25 protein-coding genes are annotated in these 21,770 nt (G+C 32.8%); all 25 read right to left on the bottom strand.

Translation table 11 applies throughout. The annotated features are described in order from the left end of the window. Entirely contained in the window at positions 1-3,678 is a 3,678-nt protein-coding gene (locus DU428_RS02235) for an MMPL family transporter (protein WP_113965894.1), read from the bottom strand. Continuing rightward, complete coding sequence (locus DU428_RS02230; RefSeq protein WP_072348048.1) at positions 3,671-4,867, bottom strand: DUF2062 domain-containing protein; 1,197 nt, start codon at positions 4,865-4,867, stop codon at positions 3,671-3,673. Before DU428_RS02230 ends, DU428_RS02235 begins: the two co-directional genes overlap by 8 nt. 18 nt (positions 4,868-4,885) lie before the next feature. Next, positions 4,886-5,383 (bottom strand): hypothetical protein, encoded by a 498-nt coding sequence (locus tag DU428_RS02225; protein WP_072348050.1) that lies wholly within the window; start codon positions 5,381-5,383, stop codon positions 4,886-4,888. 7 nt (positions 5,384-5,390) lie between these two features. After that, on the bottom strand, positions 5,391-5,756 hold the full coding sequence (locus tag DU428_RS02220) for a hotdog family protein (RefSeq protein ID WP_072348052.1): 366 nt from the start codon (positions 5,754-5,756) through the stop codon (positions 5,391-5,393). Between the two features lie 3 nt (positions 5,757-5,759). Continuing rightward, positions 5,760-6,380, bottom strand: coding sequence for a porin family protein (locus DU428_RS02215; protein ID WP_072348054.1), 621 nt, complete (start codon positions 6,378-6,380; stop codon positions 5,760-5,762). After that, positions 6,377-6,982, bottom strand: a complete 606-nt coding sequence (locus DU428_RS02210) for a hypothetical protein (protein WP_072348056.1) — start codon at positions 6,980-6,982, stop codon at positions 6,377-6,379. The genes DU428_RS02215 and DU428_RS02210 overlap by 4 nt, the downstream gene beginning before the upstream one ends. Then, positions 6,963-7,580 carry a LolA family protein gene (locus tag DU428_RS02205; protein ID WP_072348058.1) on the bottom strand — a complete coding sequence of 206 codons (618 nt, stop codon included), beginning with the start codon at positions 7,578-7,580 and terminating at the stop codon, positions 6,963-6,965. Before DU428_RS02205 ends, DU428_RS02210 begins: the two co-directional genes overlap by 20 nt. Continuing rightward, on the bottom strand, positions 7,573-8,349 hold the full coding sequence (locus DU428_RS02200) for a polysaccharide deacetylase family protein (protein ID WP_072348060.1): 777 nt from the start codon (positions 8,347-8,349) through the stop codon (positions 7,573-7,575). Before DU428_RS02200 ends, DU428_RS02205 begins: the two co-directional genes overlap by 8 nt. Then, positions 8,343-9,404, bottom strand: coding sequence for a beta-ketoacyl synthase N-terminal-like domain-containing protein (locus DU428_RS02195; RefSeq protein ID WP_113965892.1), 1,062 nt, complete (start codon positions 9,402-9,404; stop codon positions 8,343-8,345). The genes DU428_RS02200 and DU428_RS02195 overlap by 7 nt, the downstream gene beginning before the upstream one ends. A gap of 2 nt (positions 9,405-9,406) precedes the next feature. After that, a complete protein-coding gene (locus DU428_RS02190) occupies positions 9,407-10,609 on the bottom strand; it encodes a beta-ketoacyl-[acyl-carrier-protein] synthase family protein (RefSeq protein WP_113965704.1) in 1,203 nt (400 codons plus the stop codon). Positions 10,610-10,637: 28 nt separating this feature from the next. Continuing rightward, positions 10,638-10,895: a phosphopantetheine-binding protein gene (locus DU428_RS02185; RefSeq protein ID WP_072348066.1), complete on the bottom strand. Its 258-nt coding sequence runs from the start codon at positions 10,893-10,895 to the stop codon at positions 10,638-10,640. 1 nt (position 10,896) lies between these two features. Then, on the bottom strand, positions 10,897-11,517 hold the full coding sequence (locus DU428_RS02180) for a 3-oxoacyl-ACP synthase (RefSeq protein ID WP_113965703.1): 621 nt from the start codon (positions 11,515-11,517) through the stop codon (positions 10,897-10,899). Positions 11,518-11,520: 3 nt separating this feature from the next. Further along, complete coding sequence (locus DU428_RS02175) at positions 11,521-12,582, bottom strand: methyltransferase (RefSeq protein ID WP_113965702.1); 1,062 nt, start codon at positions 12,580-12,582, stop codon at positions 11,521-11,523. A gap of 3 nt (positions 12,583-12,585) precedes the next feature. Further along, positions 12,586-13,731 (bottom strand): beta-ketoacyl-[acyl-carrier-protein] synthase family protein, encoded by a 1,146-nt coding sequence (locus tag DU428_RS02170; RefSeq protein ID WP_113965701.1) that lies wholly within the window; start codon positions 13,729-13,731, stop codon positions 12,586-12,588. Beyond that, positions 13,724-14,176 (bottom strand): acyl-CoA thioesterase, encoded by a 453-nt coding sequence (locus DU428_RS02165; protein WP_113965700.1) that lies wholly within the window; start codon positions 14,174-14,176, stop codon positions 13,724-13,726. Before DU428_RS02165 ends, DU428_RS02170 begins: the two co-directional genes overlap by 8 nt. Then, positions 14,154-15,419 carry an ABC transporter permease gene (locus DU428_RS02160; protein ID WP_072348073.1) on the bottom strand — a complete coding sequence of 422 codons (1,266 nt, stop codon included), beginning with the start codon at positions 15,417-15,419 and terminating at the stop codon, positions 14,154-14,156. Before DU428_RS02160 ends, DU428_RS02165 begins: the two co-directional genes overlap by 23 nt. Continuing rightward, on the bottom strand, positions 15,412-16,155 hold the full coding sequence (locus DU428_RS02155; RefSeq protein ID WP_072348075.1) for an ABC transporter ATP-binding protein: 744 nt from the start codon (positions 16,153-16,155) through the stop codon (positions 15,412-15,414). The genes DU428_RS02160 and DU428_RS02155 overlap by 8 nt, the downstream gene beginning before the upstream one ends. A gap of 2 nt (positions 16,156-16,157) precedes the next feature. Next, positions 16,158-17,153, bottom strand: coding sequence for a BtrH N-terminal domain-containing protein (locus tag DU428_RS02150; RefSeq protein ID WP_072348077.1), 996 nt, complete (start codon positions 17,151-17,153; stop codon positions 16,158-16,160). Beyond that, positions 17,143-17,550: a hypothetical protein gene (locus tag DU428_RS02145; protein ID WP_072348079.1), complete on the bottom strand. Its 408-nt coding sequence runs from the start codon at positions 17,548-17,550 to the stop codon at positions 17,143-17,145. Before DU428_RS02145 ends, DU428_RS02150 begins: the two co-directional genes overlap by 11 nt. 8 nt (positions 17,551-17,558) lie before the next feature. Then, positions 17,559-18,020: an ABC transporter permease gene (locus DU428_RS02140; RefSeq protein WP_072348081.1), complete on the bottom strand. Its 462-nt coding sequence runs from the start codon at positions 18,018-18,020 to the stop codon at positions 17,559-17,561. Next, on the bottom strand, positions 18,020-18,442 hold the full coding sequence (locus DU428_RS02135) for a hypothetical protein (RefSeq protein WP_072348083.1): 423 nt from the start codon (positions 18,440-18,442) through the stop codon (positions 18,020-18,022). The genes DU428_RS02140 and DU428_RS02135 overlap by 1 nt, the downstream gene beginning before the upstream one ends. Beyond that, positions 18,443-19,576: a beta-ketoacyl-ACP synthase III gene (locus tag DU428_RS02130; RefSeq protein WP_072348085.1), complete on the bottom strand. Its 1,134-nt coding sequence runs from the start codon at positions 19,574-19,576 to the stop codon at positions 18,443-18,445. Positions 19,577-19,585: 9 nt separating this feature from the next. Further along, a complete protein-coding gene (locus DU428_RS02125; protein ID WP_072348087.1) occupies positions 19,586-20,509 on the bottom strand; it encodes an NADPH-dependent FMN reductase family protein in 924 nt (307 codons plus the stop codon). A 100-nt stretch (positions 20,510-20,609) separates the two neighbouring features. Further along, positions 20,610-21,506 (bottom strand): LpxL/LpxP family acyltransferase, encoded by an 897-nt coding sequence (locus DU428_RS02120; protein WP_113965699.1) that lies wholly within the window; start codon positions 21,504-21,506, stop codon positions 20,610-20,612. Positions 21,507-21,527: 21 nt separating this feature from the next. Further along, positions 21,528-21,770 (bottom strand): acyl carrier protein, encoded by a 243-nt coding sequence (locus tag DU428_RS02115; RefSeq protein WP_072348091.1) that lies wholly within the window; start codon positions 21,768-21,770, stop codon positions 21,528-21,530.

The raw sequence follows: 21,770 nt of genomic DNA, 5'->3' as shown, positions 1-21,770 counted from the left end.
TTATTTTTTTAAGATGATACTTGATTTATTTTCTGCTGAAATATTAAAACCTAAATTCCTCAAGGTTTCTGAATATAAATTTCGGCTTTCTTTTAATAATACAAAAAGATTTGCTGTTTTTGCTAAGTCTTCTAATTGATTTTGTTTTATTTCATGGCTATTAATAATTACAACCGAAGCATTGTTTTCTAAACTTTCTTCTAAAGAATTAAGGATTGAAATTTTATAATTTGTATTTGTAATATAGCTGTTACGAACAATTATTCTGATGTTTTGATCTTCAATAAAAGAATGTATTTTTCTGTCAGGTCCATCTAAAGCTAATAAGAAATCTAGCTGTCCTGCATCTTTAGAAATATGTAAAATGCTAGCTTTTTTATCAATAGTATCCAGTATTTGTTTATAGTCAGAAGCATTATTTTTTAAGTCTTGTTTCACCTGTTGGTATAAATCGTCTCCTTTGTATCTATAATCTTCTAAAACAATTCTATGGAAGTAGGTGGCGTCTTCTATTTCCTGACGTAGCACTTCAAATTTCTTTTTAAAGTGCGCACTTATAGCTTTGGTTTTTTCTCTAGAAGTTGTTCCGAAAGCAGTGTCTTCAGAGGAAATTCTATCTAATATTTTTACAGTGATGCTTCCGTTTTTAATAATAAAACTTCCTTTTGGTAGCACTTCAGAATTTCCATGAATAAGAACAGGAATAATATCAAGTTGTAGTTTTTCTGCTAAATAAAAAGCGCCTTTATGGAAACGCTTTATTTTATTGGTGTACGAGCGAGTTCCCTCTGGGAAGGCTATTAAAGAATATCCTTGATCTACCTTGGTTTGCAAGTGAGAAACACCATTGTCAATGCCATTAGAAACAGGGTAAAAGCCAGCAAGTTTTACTGCTTTTCCAAAAATAGGGGAGTTATACACCCAATCGTTAACCAGAAAAATAATTTTAGGATGCAGCATGCCAATTGCAAGTATATCTAAAAAGGAAGTATGGTTTGCAATAATAATCCCTTGCTTTTCGAAGTTTTCTTTCGGGAGATTGATGATTCGTTTTTTAACAAAGGGATTGGTGTATAATACAGATTTCATAAACGTAGAAAGTACTTTATGAAATCCTAACATTTTCCTTTTTTTTGAAATAGGAAGAATGGGAATTAAAACCACACTTAGTAAAGACATTATAAAACCGCCGATGCCGTAATACCCAAAGGACAAAACAGAATGTAATAACAAACGAAGGCTAATAGGTCTTTTTGTTTTGCTGCCAATAAATAAATTAAAAAGTAAAGGCTGAATACTAAACGATATAAATAAAGCAGAAAAGATCCCGATGATAGAAACCAATGAAATAGAATGCAAAGCAGGATGCTTGGCAAAAATTAAAACTCCAACGCCTAAAATAGTTGTAATAACTGAAAGAATGATAGAAGTTTTGTGCGTAGGAAGTGCTTTTTCTCCCGTTCTATATTCCTGCAATAAACCGTTGGTTATAAAGATGCAGTAATCAATACCCAATCCGAAAATAAATGTAGAGATTATGATATTGAAAATATTAAACGGAATACCCAATAAGCCCATAGTACCAATGGTTAAAAACCAGGTAAGCGCAATCGGAATGGCTGTAACTAAGGTTAAAGAGAGACTTTTGTAAAAAAGTAATAGGAGTATTAAAACAACTACAGACGAGTATAAAACCAAACGATTAAAGTCTGTTTTTAGGTTTCCTAAAAAGGTTTCGTTCATGTGTTTTCTATCTACAATAATGGTTTGTTTTTCCTCTTTAAATGCATTTACTAAATCTTCGGTGTTTTCATCTTGGACTTTCACCAAGGTAGTAATTGTAGAAAAAGCATCTTTTGTTGTGATATAATCTGCTGTTGAAACAATTTTTAATTCCTCAAAATCACTAATGGTTAGTGGTTTAAAATCACTTTCTAATAAAGAATAAAAATGATGGAAAGTAGAAGGTTTAAATCCTAGAGTATTTCCGCTTTCTATGAAGTTTTGTTGGGTGTTTTGTATGGTTTCTGAAGTCCAAAAATGCTTCCAGCTATTTATTTTATTTGTTTGAAGTTCTTTAGACTGAACCAAAGAGCCAATGGAACTAAATTCGATGACTTTATTTTCTTTTTGAAGCTTTTGTAGTTTTGATAAAATAGCATCGTTTACTTTAAGTGCTTCGTTTTCTGAATTTCCGTAAGCAGCTATATACACCGATTTTGAAGAAATATTTGTAAGTGCATCTAGTCTTTCTTGGGCTTGCATTAAAGCTTTTGGTTCAAAATTCAGCTTGGCTAAATCCTTATTGAAAGTTACTTTGTTGTAAGTAAATGTACTAATGGTTAAAAGTACTCCTAGCAAGATTAAAGCCCATTTGTTTTTGTGTAATGCATAGGCTGCAATTCGATCTATGATGTTTTTTTTACTGCTAAGTTCTACTTTAGTATGGTACACCTGCGGAATAAAAATAAGAGCAAATACCGAAGAACTTAAGACGCTTATTGCTGCAAAGATTCCTAAGTCTTGTAACGCTTGTGACTCTATAAAAAGCAGACATAAAAAGGCTAATGCCGTAGTTAAGCTACTCATTAAAATAGGTTTGGTAATTTCTTTATACAGCATTTTTACATTGTTATTACTGCGAATATGCGTGAGAATATGCAAAGCATAATCTAGGGTGACACCTAAAAGAACCGAGCCTATTCCTAAAGAAATTGCAGAAATTTTTCCACGTATTAAAACCAATAAAGCAACTGCTAAAAGTGCTGCTAAAACAGTGGGAGTGAATAAAATTAATGGAACAATTAGCTTTTTGTAGAATAAAATAAGAATCAATAATAAAACCGTAACAGCAATACCTACGGTTAGCTGAATATCTTTTTTTATTTGCTTGGCATTTGCAACAGCAATAAGTGTTCCGCCAAAATATTCTACTTCTACTTTCCTGTTAAATTTTGTGTTAAGTAGCTCTTGTAATGCGTATAAATTAGCTGCGAAATATGCGTTTTTATCTGTTTCGCTTGAGGCGTACTTCGGACTAATAAAAAGCAAGACATTGTTTTTATCTTTACTAATCAAAAAACCATTTTGAAGTGTAAAGTCGTCCCCAAAACTTAGCCCTTGTAATTTCTTTAAAGCTATGAATGATAAGCCTAAAGGATCTTTTAAAATGGTTACTTTTGCAACAAAACCAGAAGGAGATATCAAGGTTTTGTAATTGGCGTTTGTAATGGCCTGAATGCTATCTTTATTTAACTTGTTCTGTATTTTTTGATAATCAGATGCATCTAAAAACAACGGTAAATTATTATAAACAAAGTTCAAGGTGTTCATGACATCCTCGTCTGCAACTTGCCCTTGAATATGCTTTATATATGCTTCGGAAGTTGAAGAAATACTATCTAAAAATTCTGAAGCAAATTCTGTTAAATCCTCGGTGCTTCCGTTTTCTTTTCGCTGAATATTTACAATGATTTTATCGGCAAAATTAACTTGTTTTAGTACTTTTTGTACTTCGGAAGATTTTTCGCTTTGCGGAATAAGTTTTGTAATATCTTCCTCAAATTCCATTTTAGAAGCAAGGAAAAACAAAGCTGTTATAGCTGCTATAGCAACAGCAATACTTATTCGTTTTTTGGAAGCTATGCCTTGGTATATTTTAAAAAACAGCCTATCCATTTTGAAGAGATATTTTCTTTTTATCAAAAATACTGAAGAATATAAAGCTAATAAACCCAAGTACAATAGCAGAAACAAGGGCTAGTGTGAAACTTCCTATAATATATGTTTTTAGGTGATCTGTAATTTCAAATCCGCTTTTAAACATATCTAAAGTATAGTTATAATCTACTCCTAAAATCATTTGCCCGACTTTAGAACTGGCATACAAAACAAGCGGAATAAAAGGAGGTAGGCTTACATTTGAAAACGCAAATGCAATTACTTTGTTTAAACGCAATAGTATAGCTAACGAAATTACTAACAAGGTGTGGAATCCCCACAAAGGTGAAAGCCCAATAAAAACTCCTAGAGAAAGGGAAAGTGCTTTTTTTGTTGCAGAATCGTTGCTACCTAAAAAGTCTTCAATAAAGAATCTCTTAATTCCTTTTTTTTTTAATTTTCTATAAAGGTCTCTCGGCTTTATATAGAACGCAAGTATGATAACTAAAACAGTATTTAAAATGCTAATTCTTGTAAAATCCTTGAAAGGCCTAAAATGAGAAACACGTTCACTTTCATCATACAATACTTGGATTGGAACGTTTTTAACCTCAACATCATTCCATGCAGCCCTTACAATTGCTTCAATTTCAAACTCAAATTTCTTGGTGTAAAAGTTTAGTTTTTCTAAAGGTTTTAAAGGGTATAATCTAAATCCAGATTGCGTGTCTGTGAGTTTAATTCCGGTTTCAAACCAAAACCAAAAATTAGAAAACTTATTACCAAAACTACTTTTCCCAGGAACCGATTCATGGCTCATGTTTCTTGCTCCTATAAGCAATAGGTTTTTGTTTTTAGCTTGTTCTAAAGCTTCTATAAAAACAGGAATATCCTCTGGAAAATGTTGTCCGTCAGAATCTATTGTAATGGCATAATCATAAGCTAAAGATCTAGCTTTTTTAAATCCTAGCCGTAAAGCGTTTCCTTTTCCGGTGTTTTTTTCAATAGGAATATGTGTAAGATGCGGGTAGTTTTCTAGGATTTTAGAGGTGCTATCTGTAGAGCCATCATTAATAATAATAATGTTTTCAGTGAACTGTAAAACACCATCAACCACACGTTTTAGGGTGCGTTCGTTATTGTATGTTGGTATTAACACACAAATTTTTAAGGCGTTTATTTTGTTGACTAATAGCTCGTTATTCACTTAAAAAGTGTTTTCTATTTATGAGCCTAAAACTAATGATTTTTCTTCATCTGTAAAGGCTTTAGACTGTAAAATATAGTCTTTTATATGATTTCTTAAGGATGAAGGTTGTATGTTTTTAAAATGCTCTAAAATAAAAAGCTTGTCCTCGGTAATATTACTTTTGTATTTTAAAATCTTAGGTGTGTTTTCTTGAATTCCTAAACGAATAAAACGTGCTTCAATATTGTTTGGGTCTTTTTCTATGGCATACTCTAACAAGGTAACTCCTTCAATAAAACCTTCTTTTTTAGATTTTAAAGTCTTTGTGTGCTTGGCAGCTAGAGCTATAACTGCACCTTTGTATGCAATAAACTCTGTTTTATCTTCTTTGTTTATTTTTTCTAAAGAAGCGTGAAGAGCTTCGGTTTTAGTTTTGTCTTGTACCGCTTCTTTGTAAGCAATTCTTAAACTGTTCAAATCTAAAGATTGAATAGTAATAAAAAAAGCAGCAATAAGCACAAAAATAGATTTCATAAGTATTTTATTTTTCTATAAAATTACTTGTCAATTTTAATGCCACAGTTTCGTTGAAAGTGGTAGTGTTTTTGACTTTATAACCTGTTTCGGTTTCTCTTATATCTAGAGTTAATACTAAGTCTGGCGTTTTCTCAGGATTTATAATTGCCATAAATTTAATATTGCTAGATGTCTGCATCATTAATTTTTTATCAACAATCTGTTCTGTCAACTCTTTAATAATTTGCATCATACAAACTCCGGGAGTCACAGGGTTTCCTGGGAAATGCCCCTTAAAAATATCGTGCTCTTTGTTTATAGTAATATTAGCAGTAGCCAAGTTTTTGTCTACCTCTAGATTGTTTATTTTGTAAAAGTCTTTTAACTGCATGGTTTATTTTCTAAAGTCGAATTTATAAGCCACTCCAAGTTGAAGTACACCATTTAAATAGTTTTTATCGTATTCGGTATTTTCGCTTCCAAAGGTAGTTAAGCCATCATCTAAATCGATAATCCCTTGTTTGTATCTTGCTTCGATAGCCAGTCCGAATGGAAATTCATAACCAACACCTCCAAAAAAGGAGAAGTCTATTGGAGTAGAGTCTCCAAAATCATCCTTTAAAAGGATATCAATGGTTGGTCCTACAATAAAGTGGACCCCTAAATCTTTTACAATAAAGAATTTATTTGCAATACCGATAGATAGATAATCTAAGTTTAAATCGGAAGTGCCATTTTCGTTTATAATTACATCTCCTTGGTAATTATCTAAACTGTAGTTTTTTACTTTAGCTCCTTGGTTGGAGTAGGTGGTTTCTACCTGAAGTTCATAAAAACTAGCTAGGTCTAAATTAACAAACAGTCCTGCATGAAAGCCTGTTTTAGAAGAAGTTCCTTCCATATCACTAATATTAGACTTATTTATACCTGCTTTTATTCCCGGGCTCACGGTTACCTGAGCAATTGCAATGCTACTTGTTACCAATAAGGCTAAACTTAATAGGGCTTTTTTCATTCTGTTATGGATTTAAGATTGATTTTCAACTTAATATTAGTGTGTACAATCTCTATGTGTTCTGCAATATTATCATTTATTTCTGTAAACAGAAACCTTACTTTTTCTTTTCTACTATTAGCTCTTATAACTTTGGTTAGTTTCGGAGTTTCAAAATAGTAATAGTTTTTATTAGCAAGAGTTGTTTTTTTTACTGTTTGGTTGTTGGAAGTAAAAGCTTCTTGTGTTTTTAAGTTTTTGGTAACTAAAACTTGAAAATCTTTTTTTAGAACTTGGATCAGTATTTTTCTGTCAAGTTCCTCCAGGATGTAGTTTACTTTGAAGTTGTCTTTTTCAAAAAGAAAATCAAATAATTTGTTTCCCATTTCTGTAGTGAAAACAATTCTATGTTTCTGTTCGCCAGTTTTTTTAATAATTAGCAAACCACCGAAGCTATTGTTGTATACTTCTATATTCGCTTTATAAACGTAATCCTTATTTGTGTTAGAAAAATACGGATTGTTTATATCACCTGTTATAGCAGTATTTTGAAAGTTGTTTTTTTTAGGGAATGAAGCACAGCTTACTACCAAAAAACAAATGCTAATTAGTAAATACCGCATTGTCTATTGTTTGGTTTAGAACTTTGTTTGTGAAAACAATCTTGGTGTAATCTTGTGAGGGTTCTATCATTTTTACTTCCACCACGTCTCCTTTTTCATTGAAAAGGATATGGAATGCTTCTATGTATTTAGAAAATTTTTTCTCTTTTGGAAAGAAATAAACCAAGCTGTTTGCTTCTTTTTTGAAGTATTCTATTCGGAATTCTGTTTCATCAAACATATCGCCTTTTACGCTATTGATGATAAGTTCGTTTAACTGTTTAAACATCTTGTTACTACCAATATCTACATTGCTTTTGTTTCCTTCGTCATTAATAAACAGTGTTTGATCTTTAAATAAAACCGAATATTTAAAAGGCTTTACATATTCCCATTTTAATAAGTTAGGAGATTTAAAGGCGAGTTTTCCCGAAGTCTCAATAGCATTATCTAAAAAATCCAGGTGTTTATATTGTATAAAATCACTAGAAATGGTTTGTGTTGCAGAAGCTAAAGCTTTCACCTTTGTTTTTAAAGCATCTGCTTCCGTACTACTCATTTTTGTTTGTGCTTGCGTAGCGAAAACCATGAAAAATAATAGGTAAAATATCTTAGGCATATGCTTTTATATTAAATAGAGAATCGATTGTTACCGATTCTAATTTTTCTTCTTGTAAAAATAACAATAACTGTTCCAAAACAGCAATGCTTTTGTCGCTAGTATCGTGCAGTAAAATAATATCCCCTTTTTTTAAGTTTTTAGTTACTCGTTTAAAAACGGTTTCTTCTTTTAGCTTTGTGGTGTCTAAGGAGCGTTTATTCCACCCTACCGATTGAAGTCCAGTGATTTTTAAAGCACGATTAATATTTGGATTTGTTACTCCGAATGCCGGACGATAAAGCTTAACTTCTAATCCGCTGTGTTTTTTTATTATTTGGTTAGTTTGCTCTAATTCTGAAGTAACTTTTTTTGTAGAAAAGAAACCAAAACTATTGCTATGGGAGTAGGTGTGATTTGCAACGGTATGTCCTTCTGCAATAATGCTTTTGAAAATTTCCGGATGCATTTCTATATGTTTGCCAATACAAAAAAAGGTAGCCTTGGCATGGTGTTTTTTTAAAAGAGCTAAAACTTTTGGAGTGTATTCCGGGTTCGGACCATCATCAAAGGTAATTGCAATGTAGTTTTTATTTGTCTTAGGATTAAAATTTAATGAGTTGAAATGATAATTCCAACCAATAAATGCTGAGCCAGCCATTGTGATTAGAAGCCAACCAACAGCTAAGAATATCAACCATAAAACCGAAAAACTAAAAATGTTATAAGTAAATAGCAAACCTAATAGAATAAGGCCTGAAATAATATTTACAGATTTAAAATTTAGCATTTTTTAAGTAAAGTGAAACTGTGATTTTCTCCACGATACTGGTTGTATAATAGAACTGTTTTGTAAGTAGCTATCGTTTTTTGGTTAAGCTTTGCAACCTCTGGCAAAGATTGTATTTTTAAAACTTTTGAAGCTAACCAAAAGGCAAACGAAGATGCGGTATGAAACTCCCCACACAAATGTTTATAATAAGCTTGTTGCGTATTGTTGAACTCTTTTGAAAGATTATTGTAATACCCGTCAAATTCTATATCGCCATTATTACCAAGCACTAAAAGGTCTATATCCTCGACTTTTAAATTATTTTCCTTTAGAAATAGCTTGAATTCTTGTAGAACTTCTTCTTCGGCTAAAGTATTAAACATTTTTACTGAAGCGAGTTCTGCATAACAAGTATCTTTCTTTTCATTAGAAAGCACAAAGAAATTTGCTCCTTCACCATAAACAGCACCAGTTGTATTAGATACTAATAATTCTGAAGATTTTACAGCTTCCGCTTTAATGTGATTGATTAGTTTGTTGATTTTTGTGGTATGATCTCCTAATTCATCCACTCCGCCAATTAGTATGTTTTTTTCTTCGTTTAATTCTAACTGAAGCTTTGCATCAAACAGAGCAGATTCAAACGAATTACTAGCATGTACATAGGTGAAGTTATAGCCTTTACATTGTAATTCTAATGCAATCTGTCCTCCAACGGTATTGTGGGTGGATTGAATGAATGAAGTAGGGGTTAAGTATTGTTCGTCGTTATCTATGATAGCACTTACAAACTTTTCAGAATCGCGTACACATCCCATTCCTGTTCCAGTAATAACGGCATCTACGCTTTCTAGTCCTGCGTCATGTAAAGCAATTTTTGATGCTACAACACCCATTTTTATTCCTTTTGCCATACGTCTTGCAGCAGCAGGTGGGATATAGTCTTTGTAAACTGGATTGATAACGTTGATTACATTAGCTTCATAATCTTCAATTTCTTCTAAAAAGTAATCTTTTTCAAATGTTTTTTGAGCAGAAATAGAAGCAACACTTTGTATATAAACTTTCTTCATCATTATTGTTCTTTTGAAAATATAACAGTGGAACAATTTCCTCCAAAACCAAAGGAATTAGACATAACAGTTTGTAATGCTTTTTCTTTAAGTTCTAGTTGTGGCTTGATACGGAACTCCTTCATTGGAGTTTTAAAATTTAGATTCGGGTAAATAACATTGTTTTGTAATGCTAATACAGAATAGACAGCTTCAATAGCACCAGCGGCCGCTAATGTGTGTCCGGTATAGGCTTTTGTTGAACTGAAATCCGGAACTTCTTCTCCAAATATTCTTATGATAGCTCTTCCTTCTGAAAGATCATTGTTTCCGGTAGCAGTTCCGTGTGCATTAATATAATCTATGTCTTTTGGCGTGTAATTGGCAACATCTAAAGCTTTTTGCATGGCAAGTGTTGCTCCATCTCCATTTTCGGAAGAAGCGGTTTGGTGGTATGCATCGTTGGCATTTCCATAGCCTTTTACATAAGCGAGTACTTTTTTGTTTTCAGCTTGAACCACTTTATCCGATTCTAAAACTAGAAAGGCAGCTGCTTCTCCTAAGTTTAGTCCTTTTCGATTTTCGTCAAAGGGAGTGTTGTAGGTATCAGATAAAATCATCAAGGTTTTAAATCCGTTGATGGTAAACTTTGAAAGACAATCTGCTCCTCCTACAACTACACGGTCTAGCTTTCCCGCTTTTATTAAACGAGCTCCAAGCATAATGGCATTTGCAGCCGAAGAGCATGCGGTACTTATGGTTGTAACTAAACTTTTTTCAATACCTAATTGACTTGCAATTTTTTGAGTAGAATCTCCTGCGTGATGCCCTTTAATATATTTTCTAGTAGCTTCATTTTCTAGGTACTCATAGTAGTAACGCTCTGTCATGTCCATTCCACCAACACTTGTTGCGGAGATTAAACCGGTTTTGTAAGCGTTAATATCTGTGATTTTTGCATCTGCAATTGTTTGCTTTGCGGCAATAACACCTAGCAAAGCTGTTCTAGAATAGTTATTATCTGAAGATAAGCCAAGTTGTTGCTCTAATGCTTCGTTTGTAAAATCAATTTCGCCAACCATAATATCATTTACATGATTGGTTTTAATTTTAGAAACGCGAGTAATTCCTTTCTCGCCTTTTATTAGCGACTGGTAGTTTTCTGCAACATTGTTTCCAATGGCAGATATTATTCCCATTCCTGTTATAGCAACTCCTTTGTTCATTCTCAAATTCTAACTAACAATAGCGTTTTTACTTTGTTCTGTGTTCAGTAATATAAGCAGCCATTGTATTGATAGATTCAAAAATAGCACGACCTTCTTTTGGGTCTGTTAACTTAATACCATAGCTTTTATCTAACATTACAATTAGTTCTAAAGCATCAATGGAGTCTAAACCTAATCCGTCACCAAAAAGCATATCATCATTTGCTATGTCTTCTGTAGTCATATCTTCAAGGTTTAATTGCTCTATGATATTTTCTTTTAATTCTTGTTTTAATGCGTCCATATTACGTATTATATATTTTAAGTATGTTTTGTTTATTGTGTTCTAGTGTACCTTTTGGAGATACTAAATATAAAAATGCTTCGTAGTTATCTTCTGTATCAAATTCTACCCAACCACAAAGAACTTGTTCTGCTTTGCCGCTTGATAATAAACTATTTGTGTAAGTAGTTAAATGCGCTGCGTTAAAGTTCTCAAAGATAAAAAAACTATTCTCAGAATACAGTTTATGTTTTATACTTATCTCTCCAATACAAATGTTTGGTAAAGTATAAACAAATACAGCAGGGCTAGGGTAGTAGCTCTCTTTGTTCTGTATAGATTCTTGGTGTTTTCTATCGGTATCTAAACTTGATGTTTTATTAGAAAAAACAATGGCAATATCCTTGTCTTTTTCTTGATCTAAGTTTTCGTTTTTCAAAAGAATATCTGCAGCTAAAAAAGCAAGCTTGCTTAGCTTATCCATTTTAAAAAACTTAGGATATTTTGTTTCTTGGTCTTTATAGGCTGCTTTTATAAATTCTGAAAATGCAGCTTCCTCTTTTTGGTATACCACAGAGCCATTTAAAGAAACTTGATTGTTCTTTATACTAGAATAGGATTTTATATAATAATTTGTATTCATGTATTATGCTTTACTAAAGGTAAACATGGTATGGTATTCACCAATGGCGATATCTTCTTTTAGTTTTAAACCAGCTTCTGAAGCTATTTCTTGAAATTCTGTAGCTTTATACATTTTAGAGTTTCCGTTTGCAATTACAGTAAAGTAAAGCGAAGTGGCTTCTAAAATAAATTTAGCATTGTCAAATTTTTGCCTGTCTGTAAAGGTTTCTACGATGATTAATTCCGCATTTTCATCCATAGAATTTACACAGGTTTTAAGGACTTTTAAAATTTCGGCTTTAGAAAAACAATCTAGAAACTGACATAACCAAAATGTGTCTGCTCCTGTTGGTATTGTTGGATTTTCTGAAAGCCAATCTATTTCATGCCCCTTTACTCGCTTGTCAAAACCAGCTTTTTTAACATTGGCTAATGCTTTTTTTAACTGACCAGGAAGATCAATCATGGTCATGTTTACTTGCTCGCTGTGAGTACAACATTGTATGGTGAATTTACCTGTATTAGCGCCAATATCAAATATATGTTTTCTTTCTTTTTTAAATAGAAGTTTTAAAGCATCGCTAAAAATATCATCGGAATAATGATGATCAAATTCAAGCCATGATTTTTGTTGTAAAGGTGTGAGTTGTGATAAGCCTTGGTAAACCGTACTCCAATTTCCTAGTTCTTTTAACCCGGAAGGTTTGCCAGTTTTTATTGCTTCGTCTAAATGAAACAAGCCTTTGTAGCATACTTCATTTGTGAAGTTTATATTTACATTAACCGTTTCGTTATATGCTAAAAAGTAACCAATGGTTGTAAGTTCGTAATGTTCTGTTTCGTTTTTAGAAACTATATTAGAGCTTTCTGTAATTTCTAATAATACGCCAACACCATAGCTACTTAAAAGTAATTGTTCTGCAATTTCCTCAACTGTAATGCCTCCTTTTTTTCTTCTTTCAAAAATTAGGTCAAAAATCCCTAGTTTCCTTAAAGAAACGGTAGCTTGAAATACAAAAGGAGCAAATGCAATTTTATGTGCTTCTTGAATCGCATCTATTGCTTTTATAGATTGAGTTGACATATTTTATTTGGTTTTTTCAAATAAGACTGCTGTATTACAACCTCCAAATCCGGAAGCTGTTTTTAAGAATCTATTTATATGTTTATTGGTGGTTTTTGTAATTACATGTAAAGGTTGAGTAACTCCTAAGTTTTCAAAACCTAAGGATTTGTAAAGTGTATTGTTTTTTAAGGAATGCATGCCTACAATAGTTTCTACCAATCCGGAAGCACCTAAACTATGTCCAAAATAGCCTTTTAAACTATTTAGCGGAGTGGTTCCTAATTGCAATCTATTAAAAGCAATAGCTTCCATTTCGTCATTAAACATGGTGGCTGTTCCGTGAGCAGAAATAAAATCTACTTCTTCAGCAGTAATACCAGCTTGTTTAAAGGCAGACTGCATGCTTCTGTAGAGTCCTTCTCCTGTTCTGGATGGTCCGGATATATGGTTAGCATCGTTACAAGAGCCTTCCCCTAATATACTAACTGCTTCAGCGGCTAAATTGTTAGCGTCTTTAGTTACTAAAACGCTTGCAGCAACTTCGCCAATATTAATTCCTTTTCGGTTTGCATCATAAGGTTTACAAGGCTCACTACTTAAAGCTTGAAAAGAATTAAATCCGGAAAGGATAAATTCTGTTATTACATCTCCACTAGTAATAAATACGTGGTCGTATTCGCCTTGTTCAATATATCTTTTTGCTACTGCTACAGCAAGTATTCCAGAAACACAAGCGTTGGAAACTACAATAGCATCGTTTTTGAAATGAAAAAAATCTTTTATTTGATTTCCTAATTCGCTTAAATAAGCTCTGTCTTTATGAAACGGATTGTTTTCGTCTAGTGTATCAATATTTCCTTTGGTTGTGGAAATAATCAATCCGACTCTGTCATTCAATTCTATATTAGAAGCTTCTATAACCTTATGTAAGGAAGAAATCATCATTTGCTCTAAGCGAGTATAATCTCCTTTAGGATTTAGTTTTTTGAAGGTTTCTTGTAGTTTTTCTGTGGGAATTAAAGAAGTATAAAAAGGTTCTGGCAGAATAGATTTGTCATCTATTCGTTGTAATCCAGAAACTTCGTTGTGAATGTTTTCTACAACAGTTTCTGTGTTAAAACCTAAGGACGAAATAATATTAGTATGTGAAACGTAAACTTTAGTCATTTAATAAGCCAACATTTTTTTTCCATTCCATAAAGAACTCTGGAATAGTTAAAGATAAGTCACCTTCCCCAATTTTATCAACAAAAACCTGAACGGTTTCTCCTGTGCAAACTAATTGATTGTTTTGGTTATATATTTCATAGCGAAAAACCATTTTTGCTGCAGGACTATCTACATAAATGGTTTTAATTGTTGCAATATCTCCATAACGCAAAGGAAGCTTGTGGTCTGTGCTAGATTTTACTATTGGTGTTGCATAGCCGTGTTCCTTTTGGTCTAAGTAGGAGATTCCATGTTCTCTTCCAAAAGATTCTCTGCCATCTTCAAAGTATTGTATGTAGTTTCCGTGCCAAACAATTCCTAAGGGATCTGTTTCCACAAAACGCACACGTACCTGACTAGTATGTTCAATTAATTTGGATTTAGACGGCGTTTTTCTTTTCATTATATACAATTGCAATTAATGTGGTGATTATAAAAAATAAGAATAGTAAACTTATTTCTGGTAAAATCTCTAGAAGTCCTGTGTTTCGTAAAAATACATCGTAAAATGCATTTAAGCCCCAATTCATTGGAGAAATATTAGACAAAGTTTGCATAAACTTAGGCATAATAAACACCGGAACCCAAACTCCACCAAGAGCAGCTAAAATAACTACAAATGTTGCTCCGAAAGGTGCCGATTGTTCTTGCGTTTTTGCAATAGTTCCTAGTAATAAGCCTAAGCCTATTGCTGCTAAACCAGAAAATATAGCTACAAGGAAAAGTAATGGTAATCTTCCTGAAACATCTAATGTTGGTAACCCCATAATTGGAAATAAATATACACCAACTGCCAGCATTAATATAAACTGAATGATACAAACACATAGGTAAATAAGTGTTTTTCCTCCTAAAACCGTTGCGTAAGAAACAGGATTGGTACGTAAACGAACAAAGGTCCCTTGGCTTTTCTCTTTCACAATATTGATGGATAAAGGAACAATAATAAAAAAGATGGCAAATAAAGTCCAAGCAGGTACATTGTGCTGTACCGAATTTGGTTTAATTTCCTCGTCATCTACTATAGGTAAAATTTCTTTAAAACTTATAAAGCTTTCTGTTTCGAAGATAGCTTCGGAAGGATCGTCTGAAATTTGTTTCTGAAAGGCTTTGTAGATAGACTGCGTTTCAATTTTTGATATCATTTTATCAATTCCGTTTTTAACGGAAGATTTAAACGAAACCTGAGTGGCGGGATCAAAATATAATTTTACTTCTTTCTTCGGAATAGTAGTTTTTTTTGATTTATCTTCATCTTCCAAGCCAAATTGAGCAATAATACCTTCTACATTTTGGTTTACCTTTTTCTCTAAATCGGATGAAAGATCTTCTGGGATGATAATAGCGAGTTGGTATTTTCCTGAGAAAACTAAATCTCTAGCAATTGTTTCGTTTTCTTTTACAATGATTTGAAAAGTGTTTGAATTTGCTAAACCGTCTTGAATAGTTTGTGCCACCGTTCCGTGGTCATTATCTACAATTAATATTGGGATTGTAGTGTCGCTAATAGTTTTGAAGGTACTATCTTGAATAATCGTTATCGTGATAATAAGCACCAGTGGCATGATAAATAATACCACAAGTCCTCCAAAGTCTTTTATGAGTAATAAATACTCTTTATATGCCGAAGCCCAAAGTTTACGCATGGTCTCTTAGTGCTTTACCTGTTAATCTTAAAAACACATCTTCTAGATTATGCGCTCCTTCGTGATTGCTAATTAAATCTGCTGGTTTTCCTTTTGTGATAAGTTTTCCGTGGTCTATAATAGCCACTCTAGTACAAAATGTTTCTGCTTCGTTTAAGTGATGCGAAGTGTAAATTATAGTTGTTCCTTTTTTATTTAAGTTTTGAAGAAACTCTATAATTACATTTTTAGACTGAACATCTACACCAACGGTTGGTTCGTCTAAAAACAAAACTTTTGGTTCGTGTAAAATGCTTGCTATAAGGTTTATTCTTCGTTTCATTCCGCCAGAAAAAGTATCTATTTTTTTATTGGCAAATTGCGATAATCCTAATATTTCTAAATACTGGTTTATTCTGTTTTTTAATGTTTTACCATGTAAGCCATACATGCTTCCAAAGTATTTTAAGTTTTCAAAAGCAGTTAGGGTAGGGTATAAAGCGTATTCTTGAGGAACAATCCCTATAAGTTGTTTTAGTTCGTTTTTATTTTGCTGGTAGTTAAGTCCGTTAATACTAAATGTACCTGAGGTTGGTTTTACTAGCGAGCAAAGTATAGAAATCAAAGTGGTCTTTCCCGCTCCGTTAGGTCCAAGGAGTCCGAAGATTTCATTTTCGCTAATGTTCAGGTCTAGATTAGAAACTGAAAAAACATCTGCAGTTTTATATTTTTTAGAAATTTTATCAATTTGAATCATAACTATATAGCCTTTTTTAAAGCTTTAAAGAAAACTTCTTCTTTGTCTGCTATAGTTTCTAATTGTTTGGCAACATCATTATATCCATCTGCTTTAGCGCCTCTGTTTTTGTAAATTCTGGAGGCATCTACCGCAAAATCACGCCATAAATCACCAATTTGTGTCATTTCTTTAGAAAGCTCCGCTAGTTTAGGGTTGTTTAGAACCTTGCTTGATTCTTGTAAAAATGCAGCGAAAATATATCGAAATCCGCCTCCTCCAGTACCAATTTCTTCTTGCATTCTTACTATTTGCCCTAAGTAATGATTTGCTTTTTTTGTGCCTAATTTTATAGGCCATTTTCTTATTTGCTTGGCTGTGTATCTAATTCCTTTTACGCCAATAATAGGAATAGGAGCCAGCATATCTTTACAGGTATGTTTAATTCCTTTTACGATTGCTCTTTCTAAATCTAATTCTTTCGGGAAATCCGTTGGGTAGTAAATGTGCCCTTTAGGTGGTAATGCACCTTTTGCAAAACGAACCTTTTCTAGTTGATTTTCTGTTAAGGTGGTTACAGTTTCCATTACCGGGTCGCTAATCAGGTATTTGTCTTCCTCTTTTCCATATACCACCAAGTTGTGTGCATTAAAATGAAAACGATATTCATCTGGAAAATACACTAAATTGTAAACTCCAACTTGTAAGCCTACAGGATTGTTTTTTTGTAAATTTTCGTCTAATCTAGCTTTCGCTTTCTTAGGGTCTTTAAATTTCTCTCGTTCAATTTTTATGCCTACTCGTTTAGCAAAACGTTTAAATATAAAACCGGGCATTGCTCGGTATGAAATTGCCGGAGCATGATTGACTTTTAGAAACGGAATGTAGCAAAATAGTAAGCCAGAGCCAATGCCAAAAACCATTGGTTCGCTTACGTTAAAACCATGATGTTTCATCAGGTTTGAAACCACACCATTTTCGCAATGTGCTGATTGATGGTGTGTAAAGTTAATTTGCATGCTCTATGTTTTTTAATTGGTCAATGCTTATTTCAAAAACGTCAGCATATTTTTGAAGTAGCTTGTTTGATAATTTATTAAATACTTTAGGTTTGAAATGTCTTTTTACTCGCCACTTCCATAAACCGACATAACTCGCCAAAATAGGAAGGTCCATTTTATGGAGTTCCATATAATACTCAATCGGGCTTGTTTGGTAATTTAGCACTCTGTTTTTAGCCTCTTCTACACGTTGGTTTATTTCTTCAATAGCATTGTTTAGCGCTATAGTTTTTGGGTCCCAACCAGTGGTGTGAGCTGTAGTATATTCGCCATTTTCATCTACTGCATAGCATAGCTCCCTTAAATTGGCAGACTCTAAATTGCTTTTGTCTTGAGGTACTTCGCTCTTTTTCATTGGTGAAATTACTTATTAACTTCTTGTATAAACAGATTTAGTTCACAAGATAATAATTCTTTGTTGGAAGTAGCAATCGTGCATTCTAATGTGCAAATGCTATATTGTTCTGTATCGAATCTAGATTTTAATTTAGCTTTAGAAATAATTGTGTCTCCTATTTTAGGAACTCCAAAAATGGTGGCTTTTTTAATTGCTGAAATAAAGCCAATAAGTTGATTGCCTTCTCCAGATAAATCATCTTCTTCAAAATAACTTTTACCAACAATTGAAGAGCAGGTTTGTGCTGCATTTTCAATTAATCCAACTTCATTAAACTGTTTGTTTTCGTCTATGAAAATGCCATCTTCTTTGATTTCAAAGGAAGTTTGTACATGTTCATCGTCAATAGATATTAGTTTGTCTACCATTAAAAATGGCGGACGATGAGGTAAAAATTTCGAAATATCTAGTGACTGAAACTTATTCATTAGCTGGCTATAACTGTTTTCATTTCTGCTGAAGCAATTTCCTCCTTATTTTGATTGAAGGCTTTTACTTCTACCATAGTTACCCCCATAAATTCATGAAGTATGGTTGCTTCTGTAGTAATGGTTTCGTTTAATGTAGGAAGTTTTAAAATAGCTACTTTTTTTATCGACCCTATATATCCTACTGGAGCTTCTTCATTTTTTAAAAAATAATTGTATCCGGTATGCAGAGCAACGGTTTGTGCCATATTTTCTATTAGTCCGGATTCTAAAAAAGTCGCATTTTCTACAAAAAGATTACTGTCTAAAATCGTAAAACTAGAAGTTACTTTTTCGGCAGTGAAATCCACTAAAGTATCCACCATAACAAATGGTGTTTTTTGTGGAATTAAATGCGAGATATTATTTATTGGTAAGGCCATTTAGCAAACAGTTAAAAGTGCATAAGCGTAAGAAAAACGTGCGCTTTCTGGTACTGAAAGTAATATTTTCTCTCCTTTTTTTAGTTTCCCTGAACTAGCAAGTTCTTCTAACATAATATAAATAGAACCTGCACCTATATTTCCAACCTTATCTAAGTTCATAAACCAGTTTTCCCATGGGATTTCAACTTCTTGCTCTATCATTTCTTTATATAAACTTTCTTTGAAATAATAAGAGGAAACATGCGGTAGATAATAGTCTATATCTTCTGGTTTAATATGGTGTTTTTTCATAGCTGTTTTAAGACTGTCCACTCCTTTTACTAGAATATTTTCACCAAGCAGTTTAACGTCTTGTTTCATGGCAAAGAGCGATTTCTTGCTCCATTGGTCTGAAGGATATTCGCTCCATGGTTTTAAGAATCCGTTTTCTAATTTATCTGCTCCTGCATACATGCATGTTTCAATTTCATGAGCGTAGGAGTAGCCTTCTATCCATTCAATTTTTAATGGGTTTTTCCCTTTAGGTTCGCTTTCTAATAAAAAAGCCCCAGCCCCGTCTGAAAGCATCCAACGTAAAAAGTCTTTATTAAAAGCAAGTATCGGATTGTCTTCTAGGGTTTCAAGGTGTTTTATTTCTTCTTCAAAAGTATCAGACAGCATCCAAGAGGAAGTTCTTTCAGATCCTGTGCAAACGGCATTTTTGGTTAGTCCTGCTAAAACCGACATATAGCCGTATTTAAGAGCGTTCATTCCAGAAACACAAGCTCCTGAAGGGGAGTTTATTTCTAGATTTCTATTTTTTAAAAATCCGTGAACCATAGCAGCATGCGATGGTAATATTTGGTCTGGACTAGAGGTTCCGCAAGAAAGCAACTCAATATCTTCAAGTTTAAAATCATCGTCACACAATGCAACTATAGCCTCTTTAGTTAGTTGCGCGTTATTATGCGTGATATTGCCATTATCATCTATGGCGTAATATCTAGTTTTAATTTTATTGTTTCGTAAAACAATACGCCTTCCTTTAGAAGTTTTACCGTTTATTGTACCTAGCTTTTCTTCCATTTCATCGTTGGAAATGGGACGGTTTGGTAAATATTTCGAAATTTTGTTGATGTAAACTTCCTTCATTTTTTTGATTTACTCTATATATTTTACTGACGAATAATATACTTTATCTTTTTTTATTTTATGCATTGAAAATACGTAAGTTATTAAAAATAATATAAAAACTATAGGAGCAATAAACCAGATGGCAAATAACAAGTAATAACTAAAAAACTTTACCCAAAAAGTTCTTTTCGGACTGTTTTTATCGCCTTTAGATTGTATTAATTTAGACCATTTTGAAAAGATAATGTTTGCACGCTTATCTGTAGTTACTAAGAATGGTTTAATTTTTATTGCTTCTTCTTTTAATAGTGCGTCTTGTAAATTGTTGAAATTATTTTCTTGTAAGTGTTTTAATATTATTGGTCCGAATTTTACGGCTTCGTCAATGTCTTTTTGTGATACTCCTGGCTTTGGGAAAATACCTAGATAACTTTCTTTTTTTCCAGAGAACATCCATTTTGCAATAGTTATAACGCTAATATGGTTTAAATGTCTGTCAATTAAAGCTATATTTCCTACCAAGTTAGCTTGTAAGTCTAAAAGTTTCTTCTTCATTTTTTCTTGCGCCATAATCCACATATTTCTACAGCCAATAACCGTTATTACTGGTGTGTTTTTTAGTAGTTTTTCAGCATCTGAAGTTTGTAAAAAAGAATTAATAGGGATTGATGGTGTTAAGTACCAAACCTGATAGCCTAATATTATAAGATCGTATTTTTTGTTTAATATTTCTGCTGAAACCGGTTTTACAGCTTCTGGTACTTGCTGAAAAGTTTCAGGGAAAGCGCCATAAAAATCCTCTTCTTTCCATGGAAATGGAAAAGGTTTTTCCATTTTTATTTCATGGTAGTCTATTTGTATATCATTATCTGATAAAGGGGAAACAATGTTGTTTACAATTTCTGTAAGTTGTCCAGATTGCGAATAATGTATAACTAAAACGTTTTTCAAAAGGATAAGTTTTTGGTAATTTCTGAATTTAACTCTAAATATAGAAACAACTTCAATATTAAATAATATAAAAGTTGAAACTTTTCTGAAAAGGAAAGGTTTATTTAGCTTCTTTTTCTTCTAGCGAATTCCAAAAATCAAAATAATTAAACCACTGCAATGGGTATTTGCTTAGCATCCAAGAAACACTTTGTGTGTATTCCTCTAATAGGGCTTGAGCATCTCTGTGTTTTGCTTGAGCTTTTCTTGTATAAAGATGGTAATGTTTCTTGCTTTCTTTCATTACATACACGAAAAGTACAGGAACTTTTAAGCGCGAGGCTATCATGAAAGGACCTGCAGGAAATTTTGCGGGTTCCCCTAATAAATCTTGTGTTAAATACTTAGAACCTTTTATATATCGGTCACCAGTTATTACCACCAATTCGTTTCTAGCTAATGCTGCATTTATTTCAAATATATGACTTAGATCTTCTTGAATTAAAATGAGTTTTACTTTCGGTTTTTCGGTGATGCTTTCTAAGTATTCTTTAATGGCAGAGTGTTCGGCATCTGTAGTTAAAATGCTAATAGAAGCGCTTTCTTCTAAGTCTCCAAAAAAATGTTCGGCAATTTCAAAATTACCAACATGGGCGCTTATAAGTATTCCGCCTTTTTTTTGTTTTAGGGCTTCATTTAGGAGTTCTACACCGTCAAAATCATATGTGAATTTATCTCTTAATCCTGAAGAGATTGCTACTTTATCAATAATGGTTTGTCCAAAAACATAGTAGCTTTTATAAACACTAATATAACTTTTTAGTAGGGAGTAGTTTCGTTTTTTTCGGAAGTAGTAATAACTTGCTCTTGTGCTGTCTGAAGAAAATAAACAGAAGTAAAAAGCTACAAAATAGAGGATGAAATAAGCAGAGCTAATTCCGAAGGTTTTCATACTGAAAACAAATATTTTGTATCCAAGAACGGTGCCTCGGGATTTTCCTTGCCACTCAGTAGCCATAAATTTTAAAGGTAAAGTTGTTTAACCTAATTTGTTTTCAATTAGATCGTAGAAATCTTGAAGTGACTTTACGTTAACAAAATCTTCTCCAACTAATTTTACGCCAAAGTTAGACTCTACTGCAACTACAAGGTCTACAAAGTCTAAACTATCTAGTTCTAGAGTGTCTTTTAAGTTAGCTTCAGGTGCAATATCATCTGCTTCTACTTCAAATTCGTCTATAAGAAAGTCGTTTATTTTATCAATAATAACTTCTTTAGTCAT

Source organism: Oceanihabitans sediminis, assembly GCF_003337215.1.
GTDB classification, from domain to species: Bacteria; Bacteroidota; Bacteroidia; order Flavobacteriales; family Flavobacteriaceae; genus Oceanihabitans; species Oceanihabitans sediminis.
This window is presented reverse-complemented; position numbering and strand designations above follow the sequence as displayed.